Origin of the sequence: Pseudodesulfovibrio sp. 7M6 (assembly GCF_050058625.1) — a bacterium.
Taxonomy (GTDB): domain Bacteria; phylum Desulfobacterota; class Desulfovibrionia; order Desulfovibrionales; family Desulfovibrionaceae; genus Pseudodesulfovibrio; species Pseudodesulfovibrio salinus.
On sequence record NZ_CP188816.1, the window covers coordinates 3395839 to 3421681 of the forward strand.

Annotated in this window: 24 protein-coding genes; 6 read left to right on the forward strand and 18 right to left on the reverse strand. The window is 60.4% G+C overall.

Translation table 11 applies throughout. The annotated features are described in order from the left end of the window. Together ACI0FG_RS15900 and ACI0FG_RS15905 are read left to right on the forward strand one after the other, a co-directional pair. Positions 1 to 990 (forward strand): discoidin domain-containing protein, encoded by a 990-nt coding sequence (locus ACI0FG_RS15900; protein ID WP_419785985.1) that lies wholly within the window; start codon positions 1 to 3, stop codon positions 988 to 990. Between the two features lie 11 nt (positions 991 to 1001). Then, entirely contained in the window at positions 1002 to 1469 is a 468-nt protein-coding gene (locus ACI0FG_RS15905; protein ID WP_419785986.1) for a tail fiber assembly protein, read from the forward strand. A 43-nt stretch (positions 1470 to 1512) separates the two neighbouring features. Here ACI0FG_RS15905 and ACI0FG_RS15910 read toward each other — a convergent pair whose 3' ends face one another. The 5 genes from ACI0FG_RS15910 to ACI0FG_RS15930 all read right to left on the reverse strand — a co-directional run bounded on the left by ACI0FG_RS15910 (position 1513) and on the right by ACI0FG_RS15930 (position 5073). Beyond that, positions 1513 to 2019: a cupin domain-containing protein gene (locus tag ACI0FG_RS15910; protein WP_419785987.1), complete on the reverse strand. Its 507-nt coding sequence runs from the start codon at positions 2017 to 2019 to the stop codon at positions 1513 to 1515. 12 nt (positions 2020 to 2031) lie between these two features. Continuing rightward, positions 2032 to 2250, reverse strand: coding sequence for a SlyX family protein (locus tag ACI0FG_RS15915; RefSeq protein ID WP_419785988.1), 219 nt, complete (start codon positions 2248 to 2250; stop codon positions 2032 to 2034). A 20-nt stretch (positions 2251 to 2270) separates the two neighbouring features. After that, entirely contained in the window at positions 2271 to 3152 is an 882-nt protein-coding gene (locus ACI0FG_RS15920; RefSeq protein WP_419785989.1) for a DMT family transporter, read from the reverse strand. 178 nt (positions 3153 to 3330) lie between these two features. Further along, the gene (locus ACI0FG_RS15925; RefSeq protein ID WP_419785990.1) at positions 3331 to 3963 is read right to left on the reverse strand and encodes a cyclase family protein; all 633 of its coding nucleotides are present in this window, start codon (positions 3961 to 3963) and stop codon (positions 3331 to 3333) included. Positions 3964 to 4026: 63 nt separating this feature from the next. Next, positions 4027 to 5073 carry a tRNA dihydrouridine synthase gene (locus tag ACI0FG_RS15930; protein ID WP_419785991.1) on the reverse strand — a complete coding sequence of 349 codons (1047 nt, stop codon included), beginning with the start codon at positions 5071 to 5073 and terminating at the stop codon, positions 4027 to 4029. 155 nt (positions 5074 to 5228) lie between these two features. Between ACI0FG_RS15930 and ACI0FG_RS15935 the strand changes: the two genes are divergently transcribed. Both ACI0FG_RS15935 and zupT read left to right on the forward strand, forming a co-directional pair. Beyond that, a complete protein-coding gene (locus tag ACI0FG_RS15935; RefSeq protein WP_419785992.1) occupies positions 5229 to 5813 on the forward strand; it encodes a hypothetical protein in 585 nt (194 codons plus the stop codon). A gap of 84 nt (positions 5814 to 5897) precedes the next feature. After that, positions 5898 to 6728, forward strand: coding sequence for a zinc transporter ZupT (gene zupT / locus ACI0FG_RS15940; RefSeq protein ID WP_419785993.1), 831 nt, complete (start codon positions 5898 to 5900; stop codon positions 6726 to 6728). Between the two features lie 78 nt (positions 6729 to 6806). On the opposite strand, the gene ACI0FG_RS15945 is transcribed toward zupT, so the two are convergent. From ACI0FG_RS15945 to ACI0FG_RS15960, 4 genes are all read right to left on the reverse strand, one after another. After that, the gene (locus ACI0FG_RS15945) at positions 6807 to 8237 is read right to left on the reverse strand and encodes a carbon starvation CstA family protein (protein WP_419785994.1); all 1431 of its coding nucleotides are present in this window, start codon (positions 8235 to 8237) and stop codon (positions 6807 to 6809) included. A gap of 292 nt (positions 8238 to 8529) precedes the next feature. Then, entirely contained in the window at positions 8530 to 10263 is a 1734-nt protein-coding gene (locus ACI0FG_RS15950; protein WP_419785995.1) for a LytS/YhcK type 5TM receptor domain-containing protein, read from the reverse strand. Between the two features lie 26 nt (positions 10264 to 10289). Beyond that, complete coding sequence (locus ACI0FG_RS15955; RefSeq protein ID WP_419785996.1) at positions 10290 to 11078, reverse strand: LytR/AlgR family response regulator transcription factor; 789 nt, start codon at positions 11076 to 11078, stop codon at positions 10290 to 10292. Positions 11079 to 11360: 282 nt separating this feature from the next. Continuing rightward, positions 11361 to 12986, reverse strand: a complete 1626-nt coding sequence (locus ACI0FG_RS15960) for an FmdE family protein (protein WP_419785997.1) — start codon at positions 12984 to 12986, stop codon at positions 11361 to 11363. Positions 12987 to 13240: 254 nt separating this feature from the next. On the opposite strand from ACI0FG_RS15960, the gene ACI0FG_RS15965 reads away from it, so the two are divergent. Next, complete coding sequence (locus tag ACI0FG_RS15965) at positions 13241 to 13762, forward strand: AAA family ATPase (protein ID WP_419785998.1); 522 nt, start codon at positions 13241 to 13243, stop codon at positions 13760 to 13762. A 226-nt stretch (positions 13763 to 13988) separates the two neighbouring features. Here ACI0FG_RS15965 and dsrP read toward each other — a convergent pair whose 3' ends face one another. From dsrP to ACI0FG_RS15995, 6 genes are all read right to left on the reverse strand, one after another. Further along, entirely contained in the window at positions 13989 to 15221 is a 1233-nt protein-coding gene (dsrP, locus tag ACI0FG_RS15970; protein ID WP_419785999.1) for a sulfate reduction electron transfer complex DsrMKJOP subunit DsrP, read from the reverse strand. A gap of 11 nt (positions 15222 to 15232) precedes the next feature. Further along, positions 15233 to 16003 carry a sulfate reduction electron transfer complex DsrMKJOP subunit DsrO gene (gene dsrO, locus ACI0FG_RS15975; RefSeq protein ID WP_419786000.1) on the reverse strand — a complete coding sequence of 257 codons (771 nt, stop codon included), beginning with the start codon at positions 16001 to 16003 and terminating at the stop codon, positions 15233 to 15235. Further along, the gene (gene dsrJ / locus ACI0FG_RS15980; protein ID WP_419786001.1) at positions 16003 to 16392 is read right to left on the reverse strand and encodes a sulfate reduction electron transfer complex DsrMKJOP subunit DsrJ; all 390 of its coding nucleotides are present in this window, start codon (positions 16390 to 16392) and stop codon (positions 16003 to 16005) included. The genes dsrO and dsrJ overlap by 1 nt, the downstream gene beginning before the upstream one ends. Beyond that, positions 16393 to 18063 (reverse strand): sulfate reduction electron transfer complex DsrMKJOP subunit DsrK, encoded by a 1671-nt coding sequence (gene dsrK, locus ACI0FG_RS15985; RefSeq protein ID WP_419786002.1) that lies wholly within the window; start codon positions 18061 to 18063, stop codon positions 16393 to 16395. A 42-nt stretch (positions 18064 to 18105) separates the two neighbouring features. Further along, positions 18106 to 19146 (reverse strand): sulfate reduction electron transfer complex DsrMKJOP subunit DsrM, encoded by a 1041-nt coding sequence (gene dsrM / locus ACI0FG_RS15990; protein ID WP_419786003.1) that lies wholly within the window; start codon positions 19144 to 19146, stop codon positions 18106 to 18108. Positions 19147 to 19350: 204 nt separating this feature from the next. Further along, entirely contained in the window at positions 19351 to 19878 is a 528-nt protein-coding gene (locus tag ACI0FG_RS15995) for an RsbRD N-terminal domain-containing protein (RefSeq protein WP_419786004.1), read from the reverse strand. Between the two features lie 269 nt (positions 19879 to 20147). Between ACI0FG_RS15995 and ACI0FG_RS16000 the strand changes: the two genes are divergently transcribed. Next, entirely contained in the window at positions 20148 to 20474 is a 327-nt protein-coding gene (locus ACI0FG_RS16000) for a cupin domain-containing protein (protein ID WP_419786005.1), read from the forward strand. A gap of 26 nt (positions 20475 to 20500) precedes the next feature. Here ACI0FG_RS16000 and ACI0FG_RS16005 read toward each other — a convergent pair whose 3' ends face one another. The 3 genes from ACI0FG_RS16005 to ACI0FG_RS16015 form a co-directional block, all read right to left on the reverse strand. Further along, on the reverse strand, positions 20501 to 22546 hold the full coding sequence (locus tag ACI0FG_RS16005; RefSeq protein ID WP_419786006.1) for a sensor domain-containing diguanylate cyclase: 2046 nt from the start codon (positions 22544 to 22546) through the stop codon (positions 20501 to 20503). Positions 22547 to 22669: 123 nt separating this feature from the next. Continuing rightward, positions 22670 to 25384 (reverse strand): ACT domain-containing protein, encoded by a 2715-nt coding sequence (locus ACI0FG_RS16010; protein WP_419786007.1) that lies wholly within the window; start codon positions 25382 to 25384, stop codon positions 22670 to 22672. Positions 25385 to 25474: 90 nt separating this feature from the next. Then, a complete protein-coding gene (locus ACI0FG_RS16015) occupies positions 25475 to 25813 on the reverse strand; it encodes a P-II family nitrogen regulator (RefSeq protein ID WP_419786008.1) in 339 nt (112 codons plus the stop codon). Positions 25814 to 25843: the final 30 nt, after the last annotated feature.

Here is a 25843-nt window from a genome sequence, read left to right on the forward strand (position 1 = left end):
ATGCCAATCAGTCCAAAAGAAGATAGTGGCGTGGGGCTGTACCCCTATAACATACCTTTTGCTGCCACTTTGACGGATTTTTCATCTCCAGATGTCTTACCAACTATTTGCACGCTATCTTGGTGGGTAGACAGGGGCAGCGGGTATGAACATATTTTTGTTCGTAATAACTCTGGCAGAGTAACCATATATGTAAACAACGGCGATGGCGTAGCATATACGGGAGGCCATGCACCGGCCTATTCAGACTTAGTCAAGATTATCATGACACAGCTATATGGCGGGTATTCCGGTTACAATTATGCCGAAATACACTGCGCGGATCAGCTTGTGGACATATCGGTCTTTGCTCAATATTCCCCCGCCGACCCCAACCTTTGGGTGCCAAAACTTGTCGAGATACCGGAATACACCTACACCTCCGGGGACCAAGCTCTTTCATCGCTCGGCGCGTCTGCCTCAGCTTCCGGCTATTATTTAAGCTACTACCCTGCCAACGCCATCGACGGCGGCGTCACTGGAGACTCCCCACTGTGGGTGTCTAACCTCGGTGACACTGCCCCTACATACACCGTCACACTGCCAGCAGAGCAGACTATCACCAGCTACGCCATGGTCAATCGCACGGCGGACCTGACCCAAATCCCTAAGAGTTGGACATTTGAGGGGTCCAACGATGGCAGCACTTGGGACGTGCTCCACATCGTGTCCGGCGAATTATCCTGGGCGGCGAATGAACGCCGTGAGTTTGATTGCGACACCACGGGCAGCTACTTGTACTACAGGCTCAACGTCAGCGCCAACAACGGCAACACCAACAATTGCGGGTTCATCGAGTTCCAGATGTACGCCGATTTGACCGACATCTACGGCCCAGAGGGTGCGGATCTTGATTTTGCCATATCCGCCGACCTCGGTAACGATCTGAGTGGAAATAACAACGACTGGTCCATAACCGGAACACAAACAGCCAAAACACCGACCAAATAGGAGACAACAATATGTGGATCAAGAATGGAAATATGCACACGGCGGTGACGCTACCGCGATTTGTGACAGAGGAACGGGAACTGTCCAACGGCGAAATGGAAACGGTGCATATCCCGACCGCTTCCTTCACACCGGCGCAGTGGGACGCACGGGGATACAACCGGGCCATCCAGGCCACGCGCCCGGACTACACGACCTGCGAAACCACCTGGATAAAGGGCGAAGACCTGATCTACCGGGAGGAGATCACCGCCTCCACCGTGGATCATGAGGCGAAAATGGCTGCTCTGGCGTCATCAGTCCGTGCCAATCGGGATCAGCTCCTGACAGCATCGGACTGGACCCAGCTCAAGGATTCGGTTTTGGATGATGAAGCCATGGTCCAGTGGCAATCCTATCGCCAGGCGCTTCGGGACGTACCACAGCAGGCGGGCTTTCCGGACGCAGTGGAGTGGCCAGCTGTGCCTGAGCAGGAATAGTTGGGGATTGGTCCGGGGGGCCGGCACATGGCCGCTCCCCGGATCACGCCTGGGTCAGCAAACGAATTTGTTCGGCAAAGCCGGGGTATTGCTCCAGCAGTTTGCTCCGGCTGCCGTGGGTGTAGTCCCGGTAGTCGAACCCCGGAGCCACAGTGCACCCCATGAGGGCGAAGGTACCGCCCGGCAACAGGCGCATCCCCTGCCACACCCCTCGCGGAACCATGGTTTGCGGCCGCTGGCCCGCCGCAAGGTCCGTGCCCAGCAACACGGTTTCACCGCTGCCGTCCGGGTAAAGCCGAAGCATTTCGCACGGGTCGCCCATATAAAAATGGAAAACCTCGTCGCTTTCCAGCCGATGGAGATGGGAGCAAGTCTCGGGCGTGAGCAGATAATAAATGGCCGTGGAATGGTGCCGCGAATCGCCGTAGCGATCCGGCAGGATCTTGCCGCAAAAGGATTCGGCGGAGCGGTAGGTTTCCGCAAAAAAGCCGCCCTCTTCGGGATGCGGCGTCAGGCCGAGGGTCTTGATGATGTCTTGTGCCGTTGTCATGCCTGTTTCCCGTTAACGTCCGTAATGGGGCGGCGGGGCATCGGGACCGTCGTTGCGGTCCAATATCTCATCCATCTCCCGCACCTTGCCCGCCATGCGTTCCAGTTTTTTCTCCATATCCAGAAGCTCCTGCTGCTGCTCGTATACGGCATCGTTCAGCTTCTCGATGGTCCGGTCCTGCAGGGAAACAAGACTCTCCAGCCGTTCCACGCGTTCTTCCAGATCCTTCATTTGTCTTCCTCCGTCCGGCACTAGGGCCGGTTGGTCAAATACACGCCTGCGATGACCATAGCCCCGCCTGTCACCAAAGACGGGTGGACCGGTTCGCCAAGCAGGACACAGCCCATGACCACCGCGAATACCGGCACCGTATTGATAAAGATACCAGCCCGGGACGCGCCGATGATCGCAATGGCCTGATAGTACCAGAAGTAGGCGAGGCTTGTCGCCAGTGCCCCAAGGAAAAAGATGCAGCCCCAGTCAATCAGCCGGGCGTTCAGGGTATCCGCCACCAGACCGTGGGTAAGGGAGACGGGCAGCAGCATCGCCGTCCCCATGATGCACGACCAGGTCACGGCCGTGAGGGGCGGCATTCGGCGCATGGCCTTACGGCCGCCCAGAGTATAGGCCGTCCAGCTGGCCACGCAGCCCAGAATCATCAGATCGCCCTGATTTACCCCGCCGGAAAGCAGAGCCAGGGGATTACCGTCCGCAAGGACCACGGAGACCCCGGCCAGGGAGAGCAGCGCACCGACCACACGAACCGGTCCGAACCGCTCACCGAGGAACAGCGCGGCCGCAATGGAAATACACACCGGGATACAGGCCACGATAAGAGCAGCCCGCCCCGCCGGAGTCGTTTGCAACCCGGTAAAAAAGAAATAGCTATAGGCAAAGACTCCGGTAAATCCGAGAAAAATCACGGGCAAGACCTGATCCGGCTTGAGCCGGGGCAGGTGCCCCTCCGACCGCCAGACCATGAAGATCAGCCCCAGCGAAGCAACGATAAAGCGCAATGCCGCCGCCGACATGGGGTGCATGGACTGGGCGACGACGCGCCCGGCCACCCAGGTGCCCCCCCACAGGGCCATGGAAATGATAAGGAGGGCATAAACGCCGCTCTTCTGTTGCATACCAACCTCCGATAAAGCGCGGGTATACCCGCGATCCCTCCATTTTACCACCCCTGTCCAGGACGCCTACGCCACACGTCTCCAGACAGCCTGCTCCCGCGAAGCGGCAACAAAAAGTTTAGGAGATTCTTAAGAACCCTTTTCAAAGGGTTCTTAAGCCGCCGGAGGCATCTTCTTCCTAAAATGTCATGCCCACGGCTCGAACCGGGCAGCCTTCGCCGTCGGCTATGCGCAGCGGCAGACAGGAGAACAAAAAATCCTGCGGCGGCAGTTCGGCCAGATTACACAGGTTCTCCACGATAACCATATCATGGGCAAAGAGCGTGCGGTGGCAAGGGAGGGAAAGACCATTTTTGTCCGGCGAAGGCGTATCCAGCCCGAGGCCTTTGAGCCCCAACCCGCCAAGGTAGCGGCAGGCCAACTCGGAAAGCACCGGATAGGACTCGAAATAGACGTCCGTCCCCCACCGGGACTCCCATCCGGTGCGGATCAGGGCAAATTCCAGCCCATCCATGGCCGAAAGCGCCACAAGATCGGCCTGATCGACGGGACGACCTTCCACAGCCGTACAATCCACCACCGCCCCCCAGCCGACAAAGTTGTCCGGCCCCATCCAGTCCAGGCCGGGCGCGTCCGCATCCAGATGGGCGGGCAGGTCCAGATGCGTGCCGGTGTGAGTCCCCATGCGCAAGGAGGTAACGGCGTACCCGTCCCGGGCAACAAATTTGTCGCGGCGCACGTTCACGGGCTCGTCGCCTGGGAAAACTCCCATGCCGGTTCGAATGGCGTGAGTCAGATCTATGACGTGCATAAGCACCACTCCATTGGTTTTGCTGTTCTCTATCTACTTATAATAAAATGTGTTTGGTTGATTCTACTTGTTGTACATATTCAGATTCGGCCGACGTGTCAGGGCAAGACCTGGCCGCATATGGGTCAGGATGGCCTCGCGCACGGCCTCCATGGAATGGCAGGACAGGAATTTGGATTGCAGGCTGTGACCAAAGGTGAAATTCGCGGCAAAGTAGATGGTGAAGGACTTGAACCGCTTCAGCGCGCGAATGGGATCGAACCGGCGCTCCAGGGCTTCGGCCAAGGCCAGGGCGTAGTCGCAAAAGACTGTCTCGCCCGGCACGTACCCGGCGGTCCATTCGGCAAAGAGCCAGGGGCGGGCTATGGCCATGCGGCCAATGGAAACGCCGTCGCATCCGGTCGATTCCAGCATATGCAGGCACTCTTCCGGCAGGACGACATCCCCATTGCCCAGGACCGGAATGGAAACCGCCTCGGCCACGGCTCCGATGTGCGCAATGACCGGCGGCCGCGTCCGCCTGTCCGGCGCCACACGGGGGTGAAAGACCAGACAGTCCACCCCGGCATCCTCGAACCTGCGAGCCAGCGAAACCGCCGGGGCCACATCCGGGGTCCAGCCCGTGCGGTATTTGACGAAGAGCGGGATATCGACCTCGGCGCGAACCGCCTCGACAACGGCCAAAGCCGCATCCGGGTCTTTCAACAGCCCGGCACCCGCCTTTTTTTTGACGATGCCTGTCACCGAACAACCCATGTTGATGTCCACACCGAAAAAGCCTTCATCCTCCACCCTGCGGGCAGCCAGCGCCATTTCGGACGGATCGCCTCCGGCTATCTGACAGACCAGACGGGGAAGCTCCTCCTCCCGCCAGGTGAACATGGCTGATTTGCGCGGATTTTCGGTCGGTACCGCCCGCGCCCCGCACATCTCCGTAAAGAGCAGTCCGCACCCGCCGTATCCGTCCAGGACCTCGCGGAACGCCACGTGTCCCAACCCGGCCATGGGCGCGAGCCAAAGTCGGTTCTGCACAGTACGGCCGCCCACGGAAAGGGGGCGGTTCAGCCTCTCGGAAAGGCTTGCGGAGGTGGAAGCAACAGTCGATTGCATGGGCGCACTTGAACCTCTCCCCGCCCCCCTGTCAAGCCGCCAAGTTATGCTGATTTTACCCGTTTTGCCCCCTGCGATGCCCCATCCTCCCTGGCCGGAAAACCCGTGTTACGGTCATCCGGTTCACGCCGAGAACCGACAAACGAGGTATCACAATGGCATCAAGCATCATAGAAATCTGCAACAACGCCCTGCTCGACCTGGGGGAGGACGCCATCATGTCCCTTACCGACGGCAGCAAGGCGGCCGGGCTGTGCAACCACCGCTGGCCCGCCGTGCGCGACGCGGTGCTGCGCACCCATCCCTGGAACTGCGCCATGGCCCAGGCAGAACTCGCGGCCGCCAGCGCGGCTCCGCTCTGGAAATGGGAGTTTCAGTACGTCCTGCCCACGGACTTCCTGCGCATCATCGGCATAGTGACCCAGGACGGCGACAAGGTGGAAGACTGGGAGATCCAGAGCAACGTCATTCTCTGCGACGAGGACGCCCCCATATTCATCTCCTACGTGCGCCGGGAGACTGACCCGGCCAAATACGACGCCCTGCTGGACGAAACCCTGGCCGCCCGGCTGGCCGCAACCCTGGCCTATCCCCTGTCCGGCTCCACTTCGCTGGCCCAGGCGTTCTGGGACATCTACCGCAAGAAGCTGGCCGAGGCGCGTGGCGTGGATGCCCGCGAAGGTGTGCCGGAATCCGTGACCCCGACCAACTGGCTGCGGGCAAGGACCGCCGGGAACTGATTTTGAGGGCGTCATAGCTCTCTTCTCCCGCGCCGTACTTCCGGGCCACTGGCTTCCGGCCCGGAAGTACGATAAGGGAACAAAATGGAAACGCAGACCATTCTCACCGCCTTTGCCCTGACCCTGTTTGCAGGCCTCTCCACCGGCGTTGGCTCCGCCCTCGCCTTCTTCACCAAACGGACCAACACCCGATTCCTCTCTCTCGCGCTCGGTTTTTCCGCCGGAGTGATGATCTATGTCTCGTTCGTGGAAATTCTGGCCAAGGCCAACGAGGTGCTGACCGTAGAGCTGGGGAATGTGACGGGGCAATGGATCACCGTGATCTCGTTTTTCGGCGGCATAGCCTTCATCGCCATCATCGACACCATGGTGCCGAGTTACGAGAACCCGCACGAGATGCACTCCATCGAGGAGATAGACGCGGGCAAGGAGAACCTGCCCAAGGATACGACCCACGACTTCGACAAGCTCCGGCGAACCGGCGTCTTTGCCGCCCTGGCCATCGCCATCCACAATTTCCCCGAAGGGTTGGCCACGTTCACTGCCGCCCTGACCGATCCGGCCCTGGGGACCGCCATCGCCGTGGCCATCGCCATCCACAACATTCCCGAAGGCATCGCCGTATCCATCCCGCTCTACTACGCCACCGGCGACCGCAAGAAGGCCTTCACCTATTCCTTTCTTTCCGGTCTGGCCGAGCCGCTGGGCGCGCTCATCGGCTACCTTGTGCTCCTGCCGTTTTTCTCGCCCACGGTCTTTGGTGTGCTCTTTGCCGGTGTGGCCGGGATCATGGTCTTCATCTCCCTGGACGAACTCCTGCCCGCGGCCGAGGAGTTTGGCGAGCACCACCACTCCATTTACGGCCTTATAGCGGGCATGGCCGTCATGGCCATTTCCCTGCTGCTCTTCCTCTAGCAGGCGGCTGCCGCAAAACAGGAAAGGCCCGGAAGGACAAACCTTCCGGGCCTTTTGTTGCAGAGTGAGCAGCGTAGGTTACGCGTGGTCAGAGGCCGGAGTCTCGGACTTGTGCAGGCCGTACTTCAGCATGAAGAGGACGAAGGCCACGGCAGCGCAGATGATGCCGCCGATGACGGAGATTTCGTAATCCAGGTTGAAGCCGATCTTGGCATTCATGATGAAGGTCACGCACACGGCGGTCATGAAGGTGGCCGGGATGGTGGCGATCCAATGCAGCTTGTTGCGCTGTCCCAGGTACACGGCGGAGGTCCACAGGACCAGAGCGGCCAGGGCCTGGTTGGAGAAGCCGAAGTAGCGCCAGATCGTGGAGAAGTTCTGCGTCGAGATGACGTAACCGATCACGAACAGCGGGATAGCGATGATCAGGCGGGACATGGCCTTGCCCTGCTTCATCTTGAAGGTCTCGGCCACGATCAGGCGGGTGGACCGGAATGCGGTGTCACCACTGGTGATCGGCAGGATGATGACGGCTAGGATGGCCAGAGCACCGCCGATGGGTCCAAGCAGATGGTTGGAGACGTCCGCGACAACGGCGGCCGGGGAGCCGGAAGTGATCACGGCCTGAAGTGCGGCGGAATTGTCGTAGAAGGACATGCCCAGGGTGCACCAGATAAGGCCGATGATGCCTTCGATGATCATGGCACCGTAGAACACGGAGCGACCCTCACGCTCGTTCTTGACGCAACGCGCCATGAGCGGGGACTGCGTGGAGTGGAAGCCGGACAGGGCCGAGCAGGAGATGGTGATGAAGAGCAGAGGCCAGATCGGCTTGCCTGCCGGATGGGTGTTCACCGCGAAGTCCAGGTTGGGCAGCACGGTGTGGGGGCTGGCAAAGAGCGCGATGGCCAGGGCCGTGGTCATGACCAGCAGCAGGGCGCCGAGCACCGGATAGAACCGGCCGATGATCTTGTCAATGGGCAGGATGGTGGCCAGGAAGTAGTAGGCGAAGATAAGGGCAACGTACCAACCGGTTGCGACACCGGGGGTCAGACCGTGCAGCAGCTTGGCCGGGGCAAGGACGAAGACCACGCCGACCAGCATGAGCAGCACGAAAGAGAAGACACGCATGACCTGACGGGCGGGCATACCCATGTACTCGCCGACAACCTCGGGGATACTGGCGCCGCCGTTGCGGACGGAGAGCATACCGGAGAAGTAGTCATGCACCGCGCCGGCAAAGATGCAGCCGATCACGATCCAGATCAGGGCCTGGGGACCATACAGGGCACCCAGAATGGGGCCGAAGATAGGGCCGATACCGGCGATATCCAGCACCTGGATGAAAATAAGCTTCCACTTGGGCATCGGCGTGTAGTCGACGCCGTCCTCCATGGAATAAGCGGGAGTCTGACGATCCGGCTGAATGCCGAAAATCCTCTCCACGAACGTTCCATAGATGTAGTATCCCGCGATGAGCAGGACGACACAGAGCAAAAACATCAACATATGCAGCAACCTCCAAAAGTTAATACAGCCGTCTTTTGAAGATTTGTTACGCCCGGCAGGGGCGCGTTCTCAATAGGCCCTGTGCGAAACGCCCATTTTCCCGGTTGAACCGACCGGATGGCTGTTCGAAAACGGCCACGGCGCTATTTCAGAGCCGGAGAGTATACAAATATGCTGTGCGTCCAGCAGGATACTGCCCCGGCAGGAGCGGGCGCGCGACCGGCCCCACACTCCGGGAGAATGGATGAAACGCCGGACAAACAGTCGAAAACTGTCCGCCCTCACCTACCTGCTAGGCAGCGACCCCGAGGGAAATTCGGGGGATGGAAAAGCTGATCCGGGTGCCCTTGCCGGGCGTGCTCTTTATGTTCAGCAGGCAGTCGGGCCCGTATATCTGTTCCAGACGCTGGGCGCAGTTGCGGATGCCGATGCCGGCCCGGCAGGTATCCAGTCCCGGCCGTCCGGACGGGCCGTTCTTGTCGAGCAGCGCATGGACCTGGTGCTTGTCCATGCCCCGGCCGTTGTCTGTCACGCATACGCTGAGCCGGTCCTTGTCCATCCGGGCCAGGACTTCCACGGAACCGCCGGTCTTGCGGCCGAGAATGCCGTGCTTGATGCTGTTTTCCACCAGCGGCTGAATAATCAGCGGCGGGATGGGCCAGTCGGCGCAGGATTCGTCGATGTCGAGCACCACGTCGATACGGCGGCCGAAGCGAGCCTGCTCGATGGCCAGATAGGAACGAATCTGGTCCACCTCATCGGACAGGGGGATGAATCCCCGGCTGGAATCAAGACTCTTGCGCATGTAAAATGAGAGGTCGATGAGCAGCTCACGCGCCTTTTCCGCATTGGTGCGGCAGAAGGAGCCGATGGTATTCAAGGAGTTGAACAGGAAATGCGGATTGATCTGTGCCTGGAGGCGGCGAATTTCCGCATGGGCGAGCATCCGCTCCTTGATGCGCAGGTCCTCCAGTTCCAGCTGGGTGGAAAAGAGCTTGCCCAGCCCCTTGCACAGTTCGAAAAGTGTCTTGTTCAGCTGACAGTCCTTGCTGCCGTAGAACTTGAGGGTGCCGACGATTTGTCCCGCCTTTTTCAGAGGGACGATCATGGCGCTGGTATTCGGGCAGCTCGGCACATCGCAGCCAATGGCGGAACGATTGGTGATATAGCGCGGCTGGCCGGTCTCCAGCACCCGGTGGGTGGCCTGGGTATGGATGGGCAGGCCGGGCAGATGATGGTCGCTGCCGGCCCCCACATGCGCCAACACATTGCGTGTGTCGGTAATGGCCACGGCCGCCGTGTGTACCCGCTCGTGGATGATGAGCGCTGTCTGCAAGGCGGAATCCTGGTCCAGCCCGGACCGCAGATGGCTGACCGTCATGTTGGCAATGTCCAGAATCTGCTGCGCCTGGAGGGAGTCCCGCCGCTCCCGGCTCTGGAAGAAGACGTTGATCAGTTCCACCAGGATGACCACGGCCAGGGTGTTTACAAAAATCATGGGCGGGGCGATGAGCTTGACCAGCTCCACCGCCTCCGAAAAGGGGCGGGAAAGGAGCAGAACCAGCCCCATATGCAGGGATTCACCGATCAGTGCGAGGGGCGCGGCCACCTTCCAGGTCAGCCCCTCATGCCCGTAACGCCAGGCTATCAGTCCGGCGGCCAGCCCTTCGGCAAAGGTCGCCAGACCGCAGGGATAGGCGCTGAAACCGTTCAGGTCGAAAAGGATGCGGTGCCCACCGGCTATCAGCCCGGCACCGATGCCTACCACAGGACCGCCGAACAGACCGCCGGTAATGACCGCCATGGCGCGCAGGTTGGCAACGGACTGAAATACCGAGTTGCCCGTATATGTGCCGAGAATGCCGAACAGGCCGAAAAATATGGTCAGCAGCGGCGTACGGTATCTGCTGGTGGAGGGATCAAGCCCCACACGCTCCACCGGCGTGAAGGTCAGCAGCAGAAATACTGCCGCAATGATCAGGCCCAGGCGCTCCGCCAGAACAAGAATGATATATTCGGTATGCATACCAGTCCGCTTCCCTCCCGGTCCGGTCAGATGCCCAGGGCCGCCTTGAATTGCCGTACCCGGCTTTTGCTCAGTGCTATTTCCATGGCATCGCGATGGCACATGGTGACCACGTATTTGCCGCCGGTCCAGGGCGCATAGCTGCGCACGTATTTCAGGTTGATCAGCTCGCCCCGGTTGGCCCGAAAGAAATTGAATCCCGCCAGCCGTTCCTCCAGCTTGTCCAGCGACAGCTCGGGGCTGCACGGAAATGCGGCATCCTCCGTGTGCGCCATGACCCGGCGGTCCTGATGGCTGAACAGCAAAATCTCGTCCGGCGAAAGCAGCACGTTGCGCCCCACATCCTCCACCGGGATGCGGACGATTCCCGCTCCGGCCCCGGCTTCGGGCATCAGCCCGACCTTGGCCAGCAGGCTTTCCAGCCGCTCGCGCTCTTCCTGACCTGTCGGCCGCTCCAGCAGGCCGCGCACCCGCTCGATGGTCTTGCCTATCCGCTCCAGCGAGATGGGCTTCAGGATGTAATCCACCGTATTCTGCTCAAAGGCACGGATGGCGTGCTCGTCAAAAGCCGTGGCAAAGACCACCAGCGGCGGACGGCCCCGGACCATCAGCTCGCGCAGGACCTGAAAACCGTTCTTGTCCGGCATCTCGATATCCAGAAAAACCAGGTCCGGCAGCGTCTGCCCGATGACCTCGACGGCCTCGTCGCCGCTCTCGGCCTTGGCCACTATCTCGATATCCGGGAACCGGGAGAGCAGCCAGGTCAACTCGTCCAGCGCGGGCGGCTCATCATCCACCACAACGGTGCGGATCATGCGCGGTTCGCCCGAATTTGCGGCACATTTACAGGATAGCGGTGTGGCAGGTTTGGTCATGGTCGGATCATCTCTGTTGTTGCCGATACCGTAACCGGCGGTTGATGCGGTAGCAGAGGAATACCTATATCCCGCTCCTGTATTGTCAATTCCGTCAACTTCTGGATGCCCACCAATAGGCACCCGGGAGCTCTCGCGTCAAGCCTCCGCCCTACCCCGCATCACGCAAAAAGACCTCGCGACAACCGCCGCGAGGCCCTGCTTTTCAATACTTCCGATCGGTTATTTGCCGAAGGGACAACGGGGGAACGAGCACACCTTGCAGGTCATGCAGAAGCCGCCCTCGCCCAGACGGGCTATTTCCCGGCGGGATATCTTCCGGTTCGCCAGGAGCCGGGGCAGAAGGACGTCAAAGGACGTGGTCTTGTAGAACAGTGCGCAGGCAGGCACCCCGATGACCTGTGCCGAGCCGATATGCCCGATCAGGGTCATGGTGCCGGGAAGCATGGGCACGCCGAAATGATCGTCGGTAAGCCCGGCGTCCACCAGCCCGGCGCGGGTCACGTCGTCCGGGTCCACGGACATGCCCGCCGTGGTCACGATCAGGTCACATCCCTCGTCCAACATCCCCTTCACGGCCTTGGTGATGGCCTCGCGATCATCGGGCGCGATGTCCGTCTTGCCAACCTCGCAGCCGAGGTTCAGTACCTTGGACGAAATGACGGGAATGAATTTGTCGTCGATGAGTCCCTGAAATACCTCGGTGCCTGTGGCCAGAATGCCGACCTTGGCCTTGCGCATGGGCAGAACCTGCAGGACAGGCCCTTCGCCCAGGGCCACCAGCGCCCGGTTGAACCGCTCGCGGGAGATATAGAGCGGGATGGCTCGCGTGCCGCCCACGCCCTTGCCCTCGGGCATCACCGAAGCGTCATGCCGGGTCGCCAGCATCACGTCGGGCGACAGGTTGAACCGCTCCAGCGCCTCCAGATCAATGCTCAGGAGGCCGGGGCGCGACGCAAAGAAATTGATCTTGCCCTCGCCGGGATTCGGATCATAGCTGATGCCGTCACCGGCCATGCGTTTGGCAAAGGCCTTGACCGCTTCGTTCTCGTGGACCCATTCGCCGCCGGGCAGGTCGTCCTCGGTATACACATGGAACTTGCCGATGCGCTGCAACCGGCAAACATCGCCCACGTCAAAGGTATCCCCGGCCTTGGTCACCGGCCCCTTGGACGCGCCGGGCTCAATACCCGTCATGTCGTGCGCGGCCTTGCGGCCCACGGCCATCTCCACCGGCACCGCGTGCAGCGGCGGGGCATCGTCCAGGCAGACGGCCCCTTCCATGGACACATACGGGTCCTCGCCCTGACAGCCGCGACAGATCGAACCATCCGAGCCGGGATACGCCTCTCCGCAGATGGGACAGATATCAATGCTCGTCATGTGCCCGTGGCCCAAATATTTCTTGTCCACCACAATGGGCCGGACAGTACAGATGGTGTCACCGGCCTGCTCGATCTCTTCGAACAGTTTGTCCGTATCCTGCTCCGCCTTGGGCTTTTCCTTCAGAAACCATGCCCGGATCTCGGGCCAGTCGGCGAGCTTTTTGGCGTCGACAGCCACGCGAACACCCTTGCCCGTAAATTTATCATACAGGGAAACGGCATAGCGCCCAAGCAACTTGACCTTCATCCAGTTGTTGCCCGTGGAACACAGCGTGAGCAACTGCACGGCATCGGGCAGACACTTGCCCGACTCCACCAGCGCCTCGAACAGCGTGCCCTCCGGGATACGCGCCTTTGCCGCCTCAACCATGTAACCGCCAATCAGGAGGCCGGGAGCCGGATAGCCATGAAACGACTTGGCTATCGCCTTGAACTCCTCAAAGGTGTAATTTCCGATGTTCATGTCTGCCTCGCGTCATTAAATGAATGCCATATCTTGCTCTTTGCACCGCCCTATTCCCCCGGGGTCACGATTTATGCCATGCACGTGACTTTCTGGCAACGCAAACCGGGCTATGCACGATTCGGCACAAGATACGCTATTAACATCCGGCCCGGATTCCGGGCCGAGTCTTCCAATTGTGTCCCATATTCTCTAGTCTGGCTGAAAAGCGGAACGCCCGAAAAAGTCCGGACCTGTCCGGGCAAGGAGTCCTTATGGTCGACCATCCCGTGCTCTACATATTTTCAGGGCTTCCCGGATCGGGAAAGACGGCGTTGGCCAAACGGCTTTCCGCCCATGTCGGTGCCTGCTATTTGCGGATCGATACCATTGAGCAAGGACTTCGAGACCTGTGCTCCTGCCGGGTCGAGGGCGAGGGATACCGGCTTGCCTACCGTATTGCCGCCGACAATCTGACCAACGGCATCAGTGTGGTAGCGGACTCCTGCAACCCCATCCCGCTGACTCGCGTAGAGTGGAACGAGATCGCCTACAATGCAAAAGCGGGCCGCGTCAATATTGAAATCCGCTGTTCGGACACGGATGAACACCGTGCCCGCATAGAGTCACGGCCCAGCGACATACCGGGACTGAAAAAACCGACCTGGGAAGATGTGTGCCGTCGGGAATATGTTGCGTGGAGCCAGGGCGAAGCCCTTCGGATAGATACGGCCGGGCAGACGGAAGAGGACAGTTTTGCGGAACTCCTTGCCGCCCTGGGCCATGCCGCCCGATGACAGGACCATCACAAATCTCCAATAGAACGCGCGCTCTCGCCAGCACCTGAGACAAACCAGACAATCATCCCGGCAAGGGACCGGACGTTGCCGAGCCGATCCACGCGCCCTCCCACCCAGCTTCTCCCGAAACGATAAAAAGGGCCGCTCCTTTTCAGGAGCGGCCCTTGCATTCAGCCTAATCTAGCGAGGTGACGTTGTGGCCAGGCTATCGGCTTGTGTGCGTCTACTCGGCAGCGGCTTCAGCCTTTGCCGCGCAGTCGCAGTGGTCTTCGGTGGAGCAACCGCAGGGCAGAAGCTGGGAGTGACCCACTTCTTCCTTGACGCTGGTTGCGATCTTGAAGAGCACGGTGACGATCAGGGCGCCGATGGCGTAGATCATCATGGAGACCATCATCTCGTTGCCGGTGGGCCAGTACGGGGTGATGGTGTCGAACGGGGTCGGGTTGAACCCGCCGATGAGCAGGCCGAGGCCCTTGTCCAGCCAGGTCGCGATAACCAGAATGACCAGGGTCCAGGGCAGCAGCTTGTAGTTGTTGCGGAGCTTCGGAGTCACCAGGGCGATGATCGAAATGATCGCGAAGGCGATGAAGGTCCACATCAGACCGACCAGCTCATGATGTCCGTGAGCGCCTGCGAACAGGTAGATCAGCGGATGCATGTGACCGGGGATGTTGGAGTAGAAGGAAGTGAAGACCTCACAGGCAAAGAAGAACATGTTGATGCACATGGCATAGGCAATGATCTTCACCAGGGTTTTCACGGCATTCTTGGCCATCTTGAAGGTGGTCACCTTCTCGGTGACCATCATGACCAGCAACAGGATCGCGGGTCCGGCGCAGAAGGCGCTGGCCAGGAAGCGGGCAGCCAGGATGGCGGTGAGCCAGTAGTGGCGGCCGGGCAGTCCCTGGTACAGGAACGCGGTCACGGTGTGGATGGAGAAGGCCCAGATGACGGACAGGTAGATCAGCGGCTTGAGCCACTGGGGGTGCGGCAGGTGCACGCGGTCCGCCTGCAGGCAGTTCCAGCCCACCAGCAGGTTCAGGAACAGATAGCCGTTGATGACGATCATATCCCAAAACAGGATGGAGTTCGGAGTCGGATGGAAGATCATGTTCATCATCCGCTGCGGCTGACCAATGTCGACCACGACAAAGAGCAGACACATTATACAGGCGGCGATGGCCATGAACTCACCGAACACGACCATGTGTTTGTTGGTCTTGTAGGAGTGGAAGTAGTTGGGCAGCACGATCATGACGCCGGAGGCGGCCAGACCGACCAGGTAGGTCAGCTGCGAGATGTAGAAGCCCCAGGATACGTCACGGCCCATACCGGTGAGGGTAAGACCGTAGGTGAGCTGGCGCACATAGGCCACGAACCCGATGACGATCAGGACCAGGAGGAATGCAATCCAGCCGTAGTATCTCTTGGAACCTTTGAGAGCTAATTCAAGCATTCTGATTCCTCCTAAATGACGTAGTAGACGCAGGGCTCGGTGCCGACGGACGGCTTCCTGCGGATGGTGAACTTCTCACGAAGAACCTTCCGCACCGGCGACTCGGGATCATAGAGATCGCCGAACACGATGGCTCCTTCCGAGGCCTCCACGCAGACCGGCATCTTGCCCACGGCAAGGCGCTCCACGCAGAAGTTGCATTTTTCGACCACGCCGCGCATGCGGGTGGGGAACTCGGGATTGAGCTTGGAGAGGTCCAGATTGTTACGCGGAGTCGCCCAGTTGAAGGACCGGGAACCGAACGGACAGGCGGCCATGCAGTAACGGCAGCCGATGCAGCGGTGGTAGTCCATGGCAACGATGCCGTCGGGCCGCTTGAAAGTGGCCTTGGTGGGGCAGACGCGCACACAGGAGGGATGCTCACAGTGGTTGCACAGCAGAGGGTACACGCGATGGTGCACCTCTTCGGCCATGTGCGGGTTTTCCTGCTCAGGGAAGGTATGGGCATAGGTGTCGTGCCACAGCCACTTGATCTCCTGCGGACCTTCCACCTCGGGCACGTTGTGATCGCGGTGGCAGGCGTCGGCCAGCTTGTTGATGGCTTCCGCAGTGTTCAGCTTGGTGGTGTCGATGACCATGGCCCACTGTTTTGCATGAACGGCCTTGGGGTTGACGGAAACCGGCGAGTGTCCGCCGCTGTTCGCCATGGCCTTGGGGGCAACGGCGAGGGAGGCGGCAGCTATCCCGGCAAGCTTGATGAAGTTTCTTCTGCTGTTCTTCATTACTTCAAACCCTCCGGCTGAACATGGCAATCCCAGCAATAGGGAGAGACACCGGCGTCGTTGTGGCACTTGTCACAGAACTCGGCCTTGTTGGAGTGGCACTTCATGCAGGTGTTCTGCAGGCTGATGGTGAACTGCTTGCCCTCGTGGTTCGTATAGATGCGCTTGCCGTCGCGCAGGGCCCAGTCCCGCCACTGGTTGAGCAGCTCCATGTGGTGACGGCGCATGTAGTCGGTGGACTCGATGCACTCCTTCTCCCCAACCACTTTCTTGGGTTCGGGCTGCTTGTACTGTTTGGTGACGACCTTGCCCATGGCGAACGGCGCGGTGATCGCGACGACGAAAATGAGCAGGCCGGCGATTATGGGAAACCCGTAATGCATTTTCATCTATGCTTCCTCCATGTTCGGGGGAGTCCAGTCGTCATCCTCGTCCTCGAAACCGGGCAGAGGCTCCTGGCGCATGTCCATGGTGCGGACTTCGCCTTCCTCCAGAACCAGGGCGTTTGCCACCAGTTCGTGCGTGCCGGAGATGGTCACGCCCGGGGCCCAGTAATCGGCCAGCGGGATCAGGGTCGCACGGTCAATGGCGCAGATACAGGCCATCAGGTTCACGCCGTGCTGTTCCTGCACGTAGCGCAGGGCGTTGCCGCGGGGCAGGCCGCCGCGCAGGCGGATTTCCATGATCTCATCGGTATTCAGGCCCGAACCGCCGGCGCAGCAGAAGGTCTGCTCACGGGTGGTCTGGGGAGGCATTTCGAAGTAGTTGTTGCAGACATGCTTGAGCACGTAGCGCGGCTCGTCCAGCAGGCCCATGCCCCGTGCGGGGTTGCAGGAGTCGTGGAAGGTGACGCGCAGGTGGTCGTTGCGGCTCGGGTCGAGGCGCAGCTTGCCGTGCTTCATGAGGTCGGCGGTGAACTCGACGATGTGGACCATCTTGGTGGCCGCAGCGTTGTTGAACACGGTGCCGGTGATCGGGGACTTCGGGGTGGTCATCTGGGGGCCCTGGGTGTCGCCGTTCATGGTATCCATGTACTGGTGGACGACACGCCACATGTGGCCGCACTCGCCGCCGAGAATCCACTTACAGCCCAGGCGGTTGGCCTCGGCGTACATCTTGGCGTTGAGCTTCTTCATGACTTCGTTGTTGGTGAACGAGCCGAAGTTGCCGCCCTCGGAGGCATACGTGGACATGGTGTAATCCAGATCCAGGTAGTCGAAGAGGAGCAGGTAGCCCATGAAGGTATAGATGCCGGGATCGGCGAAGACATCGCCCGAGGGGGTGATGAACAGGATCTCGTGGCCCTTTTCGTTCAGCGGGGCCTTGACCCGGCGGCCGGTGACCTCTTCGATATCGTCGACCATGAAGTCCACGATGTCCTTGAAGGCGTGCGGCTGGATGCCGAGGTGGTTACCGGTGATATTACAGTTGGAAACCGGCTCCATGATCCAGTTGGTATTCAGGCCGACCAGGTGCATCAGCTCCCTGGCCATCATGGTCATTTCCGCGGTGTCGATGCCGTACGGACAGTACAGCGAACAACGGCGGCACTGAGTGCACTGGTAGAAGTAGATGAACCACTCTTTCAGCACATCTTCTTCCATGACGCGGGAGCCAGTGAACTTGGACAGGATTTTGCCTGCCAGGGTGAACTCGCCACGGTAAACGGAGCGCATCAGCTCGGCGCGAAGAACGGGCATGTTCTTGGGATCGCCGGAACCGATGAAGAAGTGACATTTGTCGGCGCAGGCGCCGCAACGCACACAGATGTCCATGAACACCTGGAGGGTGCGGAACTTCTTGAGGCGCTCACGGAACCCGTTGACCACGGTCTCCTTCCAATCGGAAGGCAGCTTCCAGTCGGCGTCGGCAGGATTCCACTGGCGTGCCGGGCCCCACAGGCCGGGCAGCTTGGACTCCATGTATTCCATTTTTTCCGGCTTGGCGGGGTAGCACCAGTTGCCGGGCGAGAAGTCCACAGGGGTCTCCATCCAGCCCGTGACCGGCGGCGTATAGTCTATGCTCTTGAAGAGCTCGTCTGCTTTGGGGATGTTGGACATATTGATTCTCTCCTTAATAGAAGTGTCGCTCGAAGGAGGACCCTAGGCGTCCGCCTCGTCATGAGGCTTGCCGTTCTCGGGGTTGTCCAGGGGAAGCCCCGCCTCAGCCATGGGAACGCCGAATTCCTTCTCGTAGTCCGCGTAGGCGTGTGCCTTGATGTTCGGATCGTTCCAGGGGTTCACGTGATGTTTGGCGCGGGTGTCGTTCGGCATGTTGCGCGTGGGCGAAAGGAAAACGCCCGGCATGTGCATCAGCTTGCTGAACGGGAAGTACGCCATGAGCACGCTCACCAGGAAGACGTGAATGAAGAAAGGTGCGGCGATGGTATCGGGCACGTGGAAGTGGAAGGTGACCAGCCCCATGGTCAGTTCCTTGATGGCGAGGACATCCACCTTGGCATAGTAGCGCATGTAAATGCCGGAAAGGGCAACCGCCAGCAGCAGGAACAGCGGGAAGAAGTCGGACACGTAGCTGATGTAGTTGATCCGGGGATTAACGAACCGCCGTCCGAGCAGCAGGATCAGGCCGCACACCAGACCGAGGTCGGTCAGGTACATGGTGGGAGCGCCGATCTGCAGGATGCCGTCCACGAACTCCAGCCCGTGCACGAAGAAGGGAATGGGCTCAAGGAAAAGCCGCAGGTGCCGCAGGGCCACGATGAAGAACGAGTAGTGGAAAACGAGGGCAAAGCCCCAGAGCCACTTGCTCGACTTGTAGGCAACCACGGGACCGTTGTTTTCGTGCAGAGACACCGCGGTGTTGCGGAACAGGGACCGGAAGGCGAAAACCTCCAGGACCATGCGGAAAAACGTCTGTGCACCGGTCTGGGGACAGTCCAGCTTGTTCTGCTTGAACAGCTCGGGATCGAAAGACTGGAACTGGCCGCCGGTTGTGGGAATCCGAAACGGCACTGCGCTCCGGGCCCAGGTGACGACTTTATAAATAAAGCCGAGAAGGAAGATGATGAACGCCGTCATAGGGACGCAGACACCGAAGAAAATCCTCAGGTGTGCCGCGTCAACCCCAAATAACGGGATCAACACCAGGAGAAAGACAAACAGAAGTGAGTAAAGAGCATTCATCTACCGTCACCTCGCTTGAAGGTTGGACCGGCCGGGACTCACTCCGGCAGGCCTGCCACTTTCGGCACGCGGATTCGGGATGTGTAATGTCGCAAAAGCCCAGCCGGGAAAGTACATTCGGCACAGGCAACCCCCCGGCCGAAATGCCGGACACTTTCGCGCCCGGCCCTCCCTCAAGCCAACACAACCCCCTAAGACACGTACCTAATCGGTCGAAGAATCGACCGCAACGTCCGCAATCATACCGGCTTTCCGGAGCAGGTTGCTCTGGGCGCGCTTCACCTCATCCACGCGCATCCGGTATATCAGTTCGCGACTTTTCGTGTAGATGTCGAAAGACATCATGGCCAGGTTGTCGACCTTGGCCTCGAACCGCATGAGTTCCTCCAGCCGCCCTTCGGATTTCATTTCCTGGAAGAACTCGTCGCGAAGGAGTTTTTTCAGCAAATAGACGAAGCTGAGCGCTTGAGAAGGGGAGAAATCTTGTACGGACCGTATTCGGATGAGTTTGTCCAGGCTTCGGGCCATGCCCTCGGCATCCGTCCACTCCAGAATATGATCCATCAATTCCCGGGTAGTCTCGATGATGGTCGCCCCGACCGGGTTTTGAAACCGGTCCTTCTGGCGGCCCCATACTTTCTGGGTTTCCTTGGGGTAGGTCCGGAGAACCAGATCAGCCCATTTTTCCGCTAATTCCGCCTTCCGCTCTGCAAGCTGGGACTCGAATGTCATTGTGTATCTCATACAGGTTCGAAGAACTGTGCCGCAACCCGCTCCAACCGGAGCAAGGGGCTTCACATTCCGCGAACCACGCTTGTGCAAATTGTGAAAACAGTCACTTAAGACTGAAGATCATATCCCAAACCCCTTGCGAAACGTCAAGGCTTTTTCAGGGCGAAACCGGCTAGTTGAAAACATGCAGGACGTTGCATAGAGAGGATTCGAAAGGCCATATTGTCCTTGCGTCGGCGTCATGCTACCCCTGCCAAAATGGAGGCCGCATGAAAGCTGAGGAAACAGGACCGAAGACCATTCTGCGTACCGATGACGTCCAGGTCAGGATCATGCCCCTGGGGCCAGGGGCCGCCACGCCGGAACATCGGCACACCGAGGTAACGGACACCATGGTCTGCCTCACCGGGCGCATTCGCGTGACGAGACTGCCCAGGACGGACAGGACAGGAGACCGGGAAAACGTGGAGCTTGCCCCGGGCCAGCGGGTCCAGATAGAACCGGGAACAGTCCATGCCGTGGCCAACGCGACGGACGAACCCGCCGAGTACCTGCTCATCCAAGGCGTCGGGAAATATGATTTTCTGAAGGCTTAAACGGCATCGCCATGCGGCAAAGCGATTCAGGCCGACTCCACACGGTTTCGCCCCTGTTCCTTGGCCCGGTACAGTGCTTCATCAGCTCGCCGAAGGGCCTCTTCCACACTTTCGCCCCCGGCACTGATACCGGCCACTCCTATGGACACGGTAAAACCGATCTCGCACTCCGCCCCATCCCGGACGGAAAGCTCCGCGGCTGAACGGCACAGCCGCGTAGCCACCATCTGCCCTGCCTCCACCGAGGTTTCGGGCAGCACGGCGGCGAACTCCTCGCCCCCCAGCCTGCCGAAAATATCAATTTCACGCAACTCCTTGCGGACCATCTTGACCAAGGCCTTGAGCACCTTATCTCCGGCCTGATGCCCGTAGGAGTCATTGATATCCTTGAAGTAGTCGATATCGAGCATGAGAAAGGTCAGCGGGCGGCCATAGCGGGAGGCCCGGCGCAGTTCGCTCTCCGCCCGATAGAAAAACTGGTGCCGGTTGTCCGCCCCGGTCAGGGCATCGGTGGTGGCCATGCGCTCCAGTTCCCGCTCCAGGCGGGTCCGACGGGTCACGTCATGGACCAGCGAATACAACAGCTGGCGTCCCTGGATCATGACCGGGCCGGAGTACACTTCCACATCCCGCACCTCACCGGACGCCAACCGGTGGCGGAACAGGAAGTAGGAACGTTTCTGCACTCTGGCCTTTATCATTTCCTGATAGGTTTCATTTTCGCTAAGAACGCTGATTTCAGCCATGTTCATGGTCCGCAGGGCCTTCAACGAATATCCGTAGAACTCGGATGCAGCGGGATTGGCGTCCCGGATATCCCCGCAGCGCGGATCGACCAGCAGCATGACGGCATGATTGTTTTCGAACAGAGCCCGATAGGTCGCCTCCCGCTCCTGCAACAGCCGCTCGGCCTTGACCCGGGCGGTAATGTCGTTGCCTGCGCAGAGGATACCGACGACATGCCCTTTTTCGTTCTTGAGCAGTCTGTTTTTCCAGGCAATCAGCCGGACCTCTCCGGTGCGGGGCTTGACGTGGTTGACCCGCTCCTCCTCATCACTCGTCCGACCTTCCACAATGGAGCTGAAATAGCTGTGGACAGAGGCCCGTTCCTCCACGGGAACGGCCAGATCGATCCAGTTGCGACCGATGAGGTCCTCGTCTTCCCGCCCCAGCAGTACCTTTCCCGCCTTGTTGATCAGAGTGATGTTGCCCGAGGCATCCAGGCCGAGCAGCATGGACCCGATGACATCCAGATAGCGGGCCACGCGATTCCGCTCGCCCTCCAGCTCCTCCGTGGCCTCCACCAGCCGGGTGATGTCGTCGAGCACCACGGTCAGGCCGGTAAACTTGTCCGACACGTCGGACATATGGGCCACCGAAACCTTGAAATGTCTGTATCCAAGAGCGGTAACCCCATTGACGTCGAGCAGGCACTCACCGTCCGTCTTCGCGCACGCATCGTCCAATGCACCCGCCAACCAGGGAACGACCTCCCGCAAGGGTTGATTCATTGCCGCCTCGGCCTTTGCAGGGCCGAAATACTCGACGGCTGACCGATTCAGGGCCTCGACATTCAGGGCGTCGTCCAGAAGGAAAACCGGCGTCACCAAACTTTCGAACAGGGTCAGGAACCGATTCTTCTCGTTGGTCATGGCCATGTTGCACGCCTGCAACTCGCCGATGCGCCGGTCTCCGGCCACGGCCAGCCAGTCGCTGCAAATGGCTATTTCCGCACGGTCGAAGAAACGGCTGACCCCGGCGAAACAGGACTCCCGATCCTCAAGGAACCCTCCCTTGCTCTCCAACAAGTCGAAATAGCTGTCGCGATAATGCTTGAAGAGTCCGAGGAACACCGGCAGGGGCAGTCCGCGCTTGCGGTGCTTTTGGGCTTCCTCCACGACATATTTCAGGGTCGGGTCCCCGCTCATCTCCTCGGTCGGCGAAAGGCGCTCTCCCCCCGGCACATCCAGGGAAAGGGCCTGGATCAACGAATCGCTCAGTCCGGAAATGGACGCCTGCCATATTTCCACCAGGGTGCTCGAATACTCGGTGTAGTCTTGCTGTTTGGCCAACGCCAAAATGCGGGCGACAAGCCACTCCTCATGGTCCTGAAAAAACTGGCGCCATATATTTTTTAAATAAGATCCGCTTTCTTCCATTCACACTTCATACTGTATGAACCGGGATTATGACAGTTATTTTTTCTTTCGGTGATGTGCTCCGGCCGCATGGAGCAGAGCCTTGCGCAAGTCGTCCAGCCGGTCCGGATCGGTCATCTTGCGCCCTTCTTCATCGCGGACATGGAACACGTCCGCGGCCCTGCCTTCGATGGTGGAAATACTGGCCATATGGATGGAAACTTTTTTTTCGGCCAGGGTCCGCGCCATGTCGTAGAGGAATCCGGTGCGGTCCGTGGCCGCCACCTCGACGATGGTGTAGAAATCGCTGCCGTTATTGTCCACCGAGACCAAGGGCGTAAGCCTTGGACCGGACCGCCCCTTGTGCAACGGCGAGCGCCGCCGCTCCTCCAGCCGGTAGGCCAGATCAAGCTTACCGGTCAGGGCATAGCCGATGGACCGGGAAATGCGCGCCCAGACCTCCTCGATATACAGATTCTCCGGCGGGCGCCGCACGGTGAAGACGTCCACAGCCGTGCCATCCTTCCAGGTAAACAGATCGCAAGACAGAATATCCATGCCGTGCAGGGCAATGGCCCCGGCCATGATGGCGAACAGGCCGGTGCGGTCCAAGGCGGCGATGGTCAGGCGATAGGTGTTCTCCACCCTGCCCGGCCCGGCCTCCACCAGATTCACTCCCTTGCCGCCCACGCTGGAGGGCTTGCGCATCCGGTCCTCGGCCACGGCACTCCACAGCCGCCGGACCAGCCGGATGTGTCCGACCAGGATTTCTGCATCCAGAGCGAGAAAGGCCCTTGGCGGCATGGCCCGGATGGCGGCCTCCACCAGGTCCGGGTCCAGATCGCCTGCCACGCGCAGCACCTCGCCCCGGGCACGGACCATGCGCTCCGCCGCGTCCGGCCCGGCCAGCGGCCCATGCAGCAGCAGGTTGCGGACCTTGTAATACAGCTCGGCCAGCAGGGTTCGCGTCCAAGAATTCCAGGCGCGCGGCCCCGTAGCCATGGAGTCGGCAACGGTGAGCAGATAGAGCATGTCCAGCCGTTCCGGGTTGCCCGCCACCCCGGCAACCTCGGCGGCCACCCGCTCGTCCGAAAGATCGCGGCGCGTGGCCGCTGCCGGGAGGACCAGATGGTTGCGCACCAGAAAAGCGACGTCCGCCACGGTCTTACGGTCACAACCATAGCCGGAGAGCACCTCGCGGGCGATCCTTTCCCCCGCCTCGCTATGGTCCGGCTCCAGCTTGCCGAGATCGTGGAAAAATCCGGCCAACAGAACCCGGCTGTAGTCCGGGATGCGCCGGGCAATCTCCCCGGCCCATTCCTCGTCCGACAAAAAGGACGAAAGACGGGCTATGGCCTCCAGCGTGTGCCGCCCCACCGGGTGGACATGATAGTCGTTGAACTGGATGAGGTGCTCCACGGCCGCAAATTCCGGGAACAACGCCGGGAGCAGGCGGGTGCCGATCAGCCCGTCGCAGGCCGTGGCAACGTGGGGCGACAGAAAAATTTTTACCAGCGTGGTCAAGGTGCCGGGATGGCCGCGCAACTCCGATGCATACCGCTCCGGGGCGTATCGGATGAGCCGCCGGGCGGTCCAGGCCAGAGGCAGGCCGGTGCGGCCGCTCTCCAGCAGCGCGTTCAGCACGTCGCCGGGCGTTACCGGAGAGTCGTCGGCAAACCGGATGCCACGAGGTGTGGCCCGGATATTTGCTGTGTGAACATCGGGAAGATCCCTTGGCCCCAGATCCGGGAACCCGTCCAGGAACAACCCTTCCCGCATGGCCTTAATCCGTGTCATGGCCTGATGCAGACGGGAGAGAAAGAACTCCACGCTCCGCCCCTTCGCCTCGGGCGACTGGCCCTGGGCCGTGAACCCCATGAGCCCTGCCGTGGGCGGCTGGAGATCGAAAAAGAGGCGGTCGTTCTTGCGCCCCGCAGAGAGATGCAGAGCCGTGCGGACGCGGTTCAGAAAATCCTGGTCCTCCCGCAGTCCGGCCAGTTCCTCGGGCAGGAAGACCGGCCTGCGCCCATTGGCCTCCATGACCCGGCAGAGCCAGCGTACCTGCTGGCCGTCGCGCAACCCGCCCAGTCCGTTCTTGAGCTCGGGCTCCAGCATCCCGGTGGCGTCTCCGTACTTGACGGCCCTGGTCTCGTTGTGCTCCCGAAGCGCGGCGGCAAAGGACGCACCCTTGCGGCGCAGCACCTTGCGGTCGAAGGCCGCGTGGAACGCCGAAAAAACGGCCGCGTCCCCGGCCAGGGGCCGGGCATCCAGCAGCGAGGCCAGCACCTGATAGTCCTTGATGGAAAGGGAAACGCAGTCGGCCACGGTGCGCACGCCGTGCCCGAGGTCCAGCCCAAGGTCCCACAGGGGAAAGAGCAGCGTTTTTACAAATGGTTCCACAGCGCGGGGAATACGCCGGTGAAACAGCAGCAGGATGTCGATATCCGAGCCGGGACAAAGCCTGCCGCGCCCGTAGCCGCCCACCCCGACAAGGGTGAAGGAAAAGCGCTGCGGACCGGCTTCCAGGATGCGTTCCTCGAAGTAGCGATCCACCAGATGGGCATATTCCCAGGCAAAACCGCCCACGGAACCGGCCTCGGCCCGTTGCCGGAGGTCTTCCCTGGCAGTCTTCAGCCGCCGGGCGGATTCGGGGAGATGAATGTCTGCGGACATGGCTGTGATGGTACGGGAGGGGCCGTACTTGGGCAAGGTGAGGGAATGGACGGAGCGGCCGGGTGCTCCCGGATGCGGGAACCCGGCCGCTTCAGTCATTCCGGGGATAGGCTCGGCACCCGGCACGGATCAGGTGCCGGGACCGGCCTGCGCGGTTCCGCCGAGAGGCGCGCACGGCGGAACCGCGTGTTAAACTGCGTCGTCTCCGGTCTCACCGGTACGGATGCGAACCACTTCATCCACCGGGGAGACGAATATCTTGCCGTCGCCGACCTGACCGGTATGCGCGGCCGAACGGGCCGCCTCCACTACCTGGGCGGCCATGTCGTCCTCGACAACCACGTCGATCTTGATCTTGGGCACGAAATCCACCTGGTATTCCGCACCACGGTAGACTTCCTTGTGTCCGCCCTGACGGCCGAATCCCTTGACCTCGGCCACGGTCATGCCCCTGACGCCCACTTCCGCCAGCGCCGACTTGACCTCGTCGAGCTTGAAGGTCCGGGTGATGATTTCAATCTTCTTCATATCGCTGTCTCCTTGGAGTAGCTTGGCTGT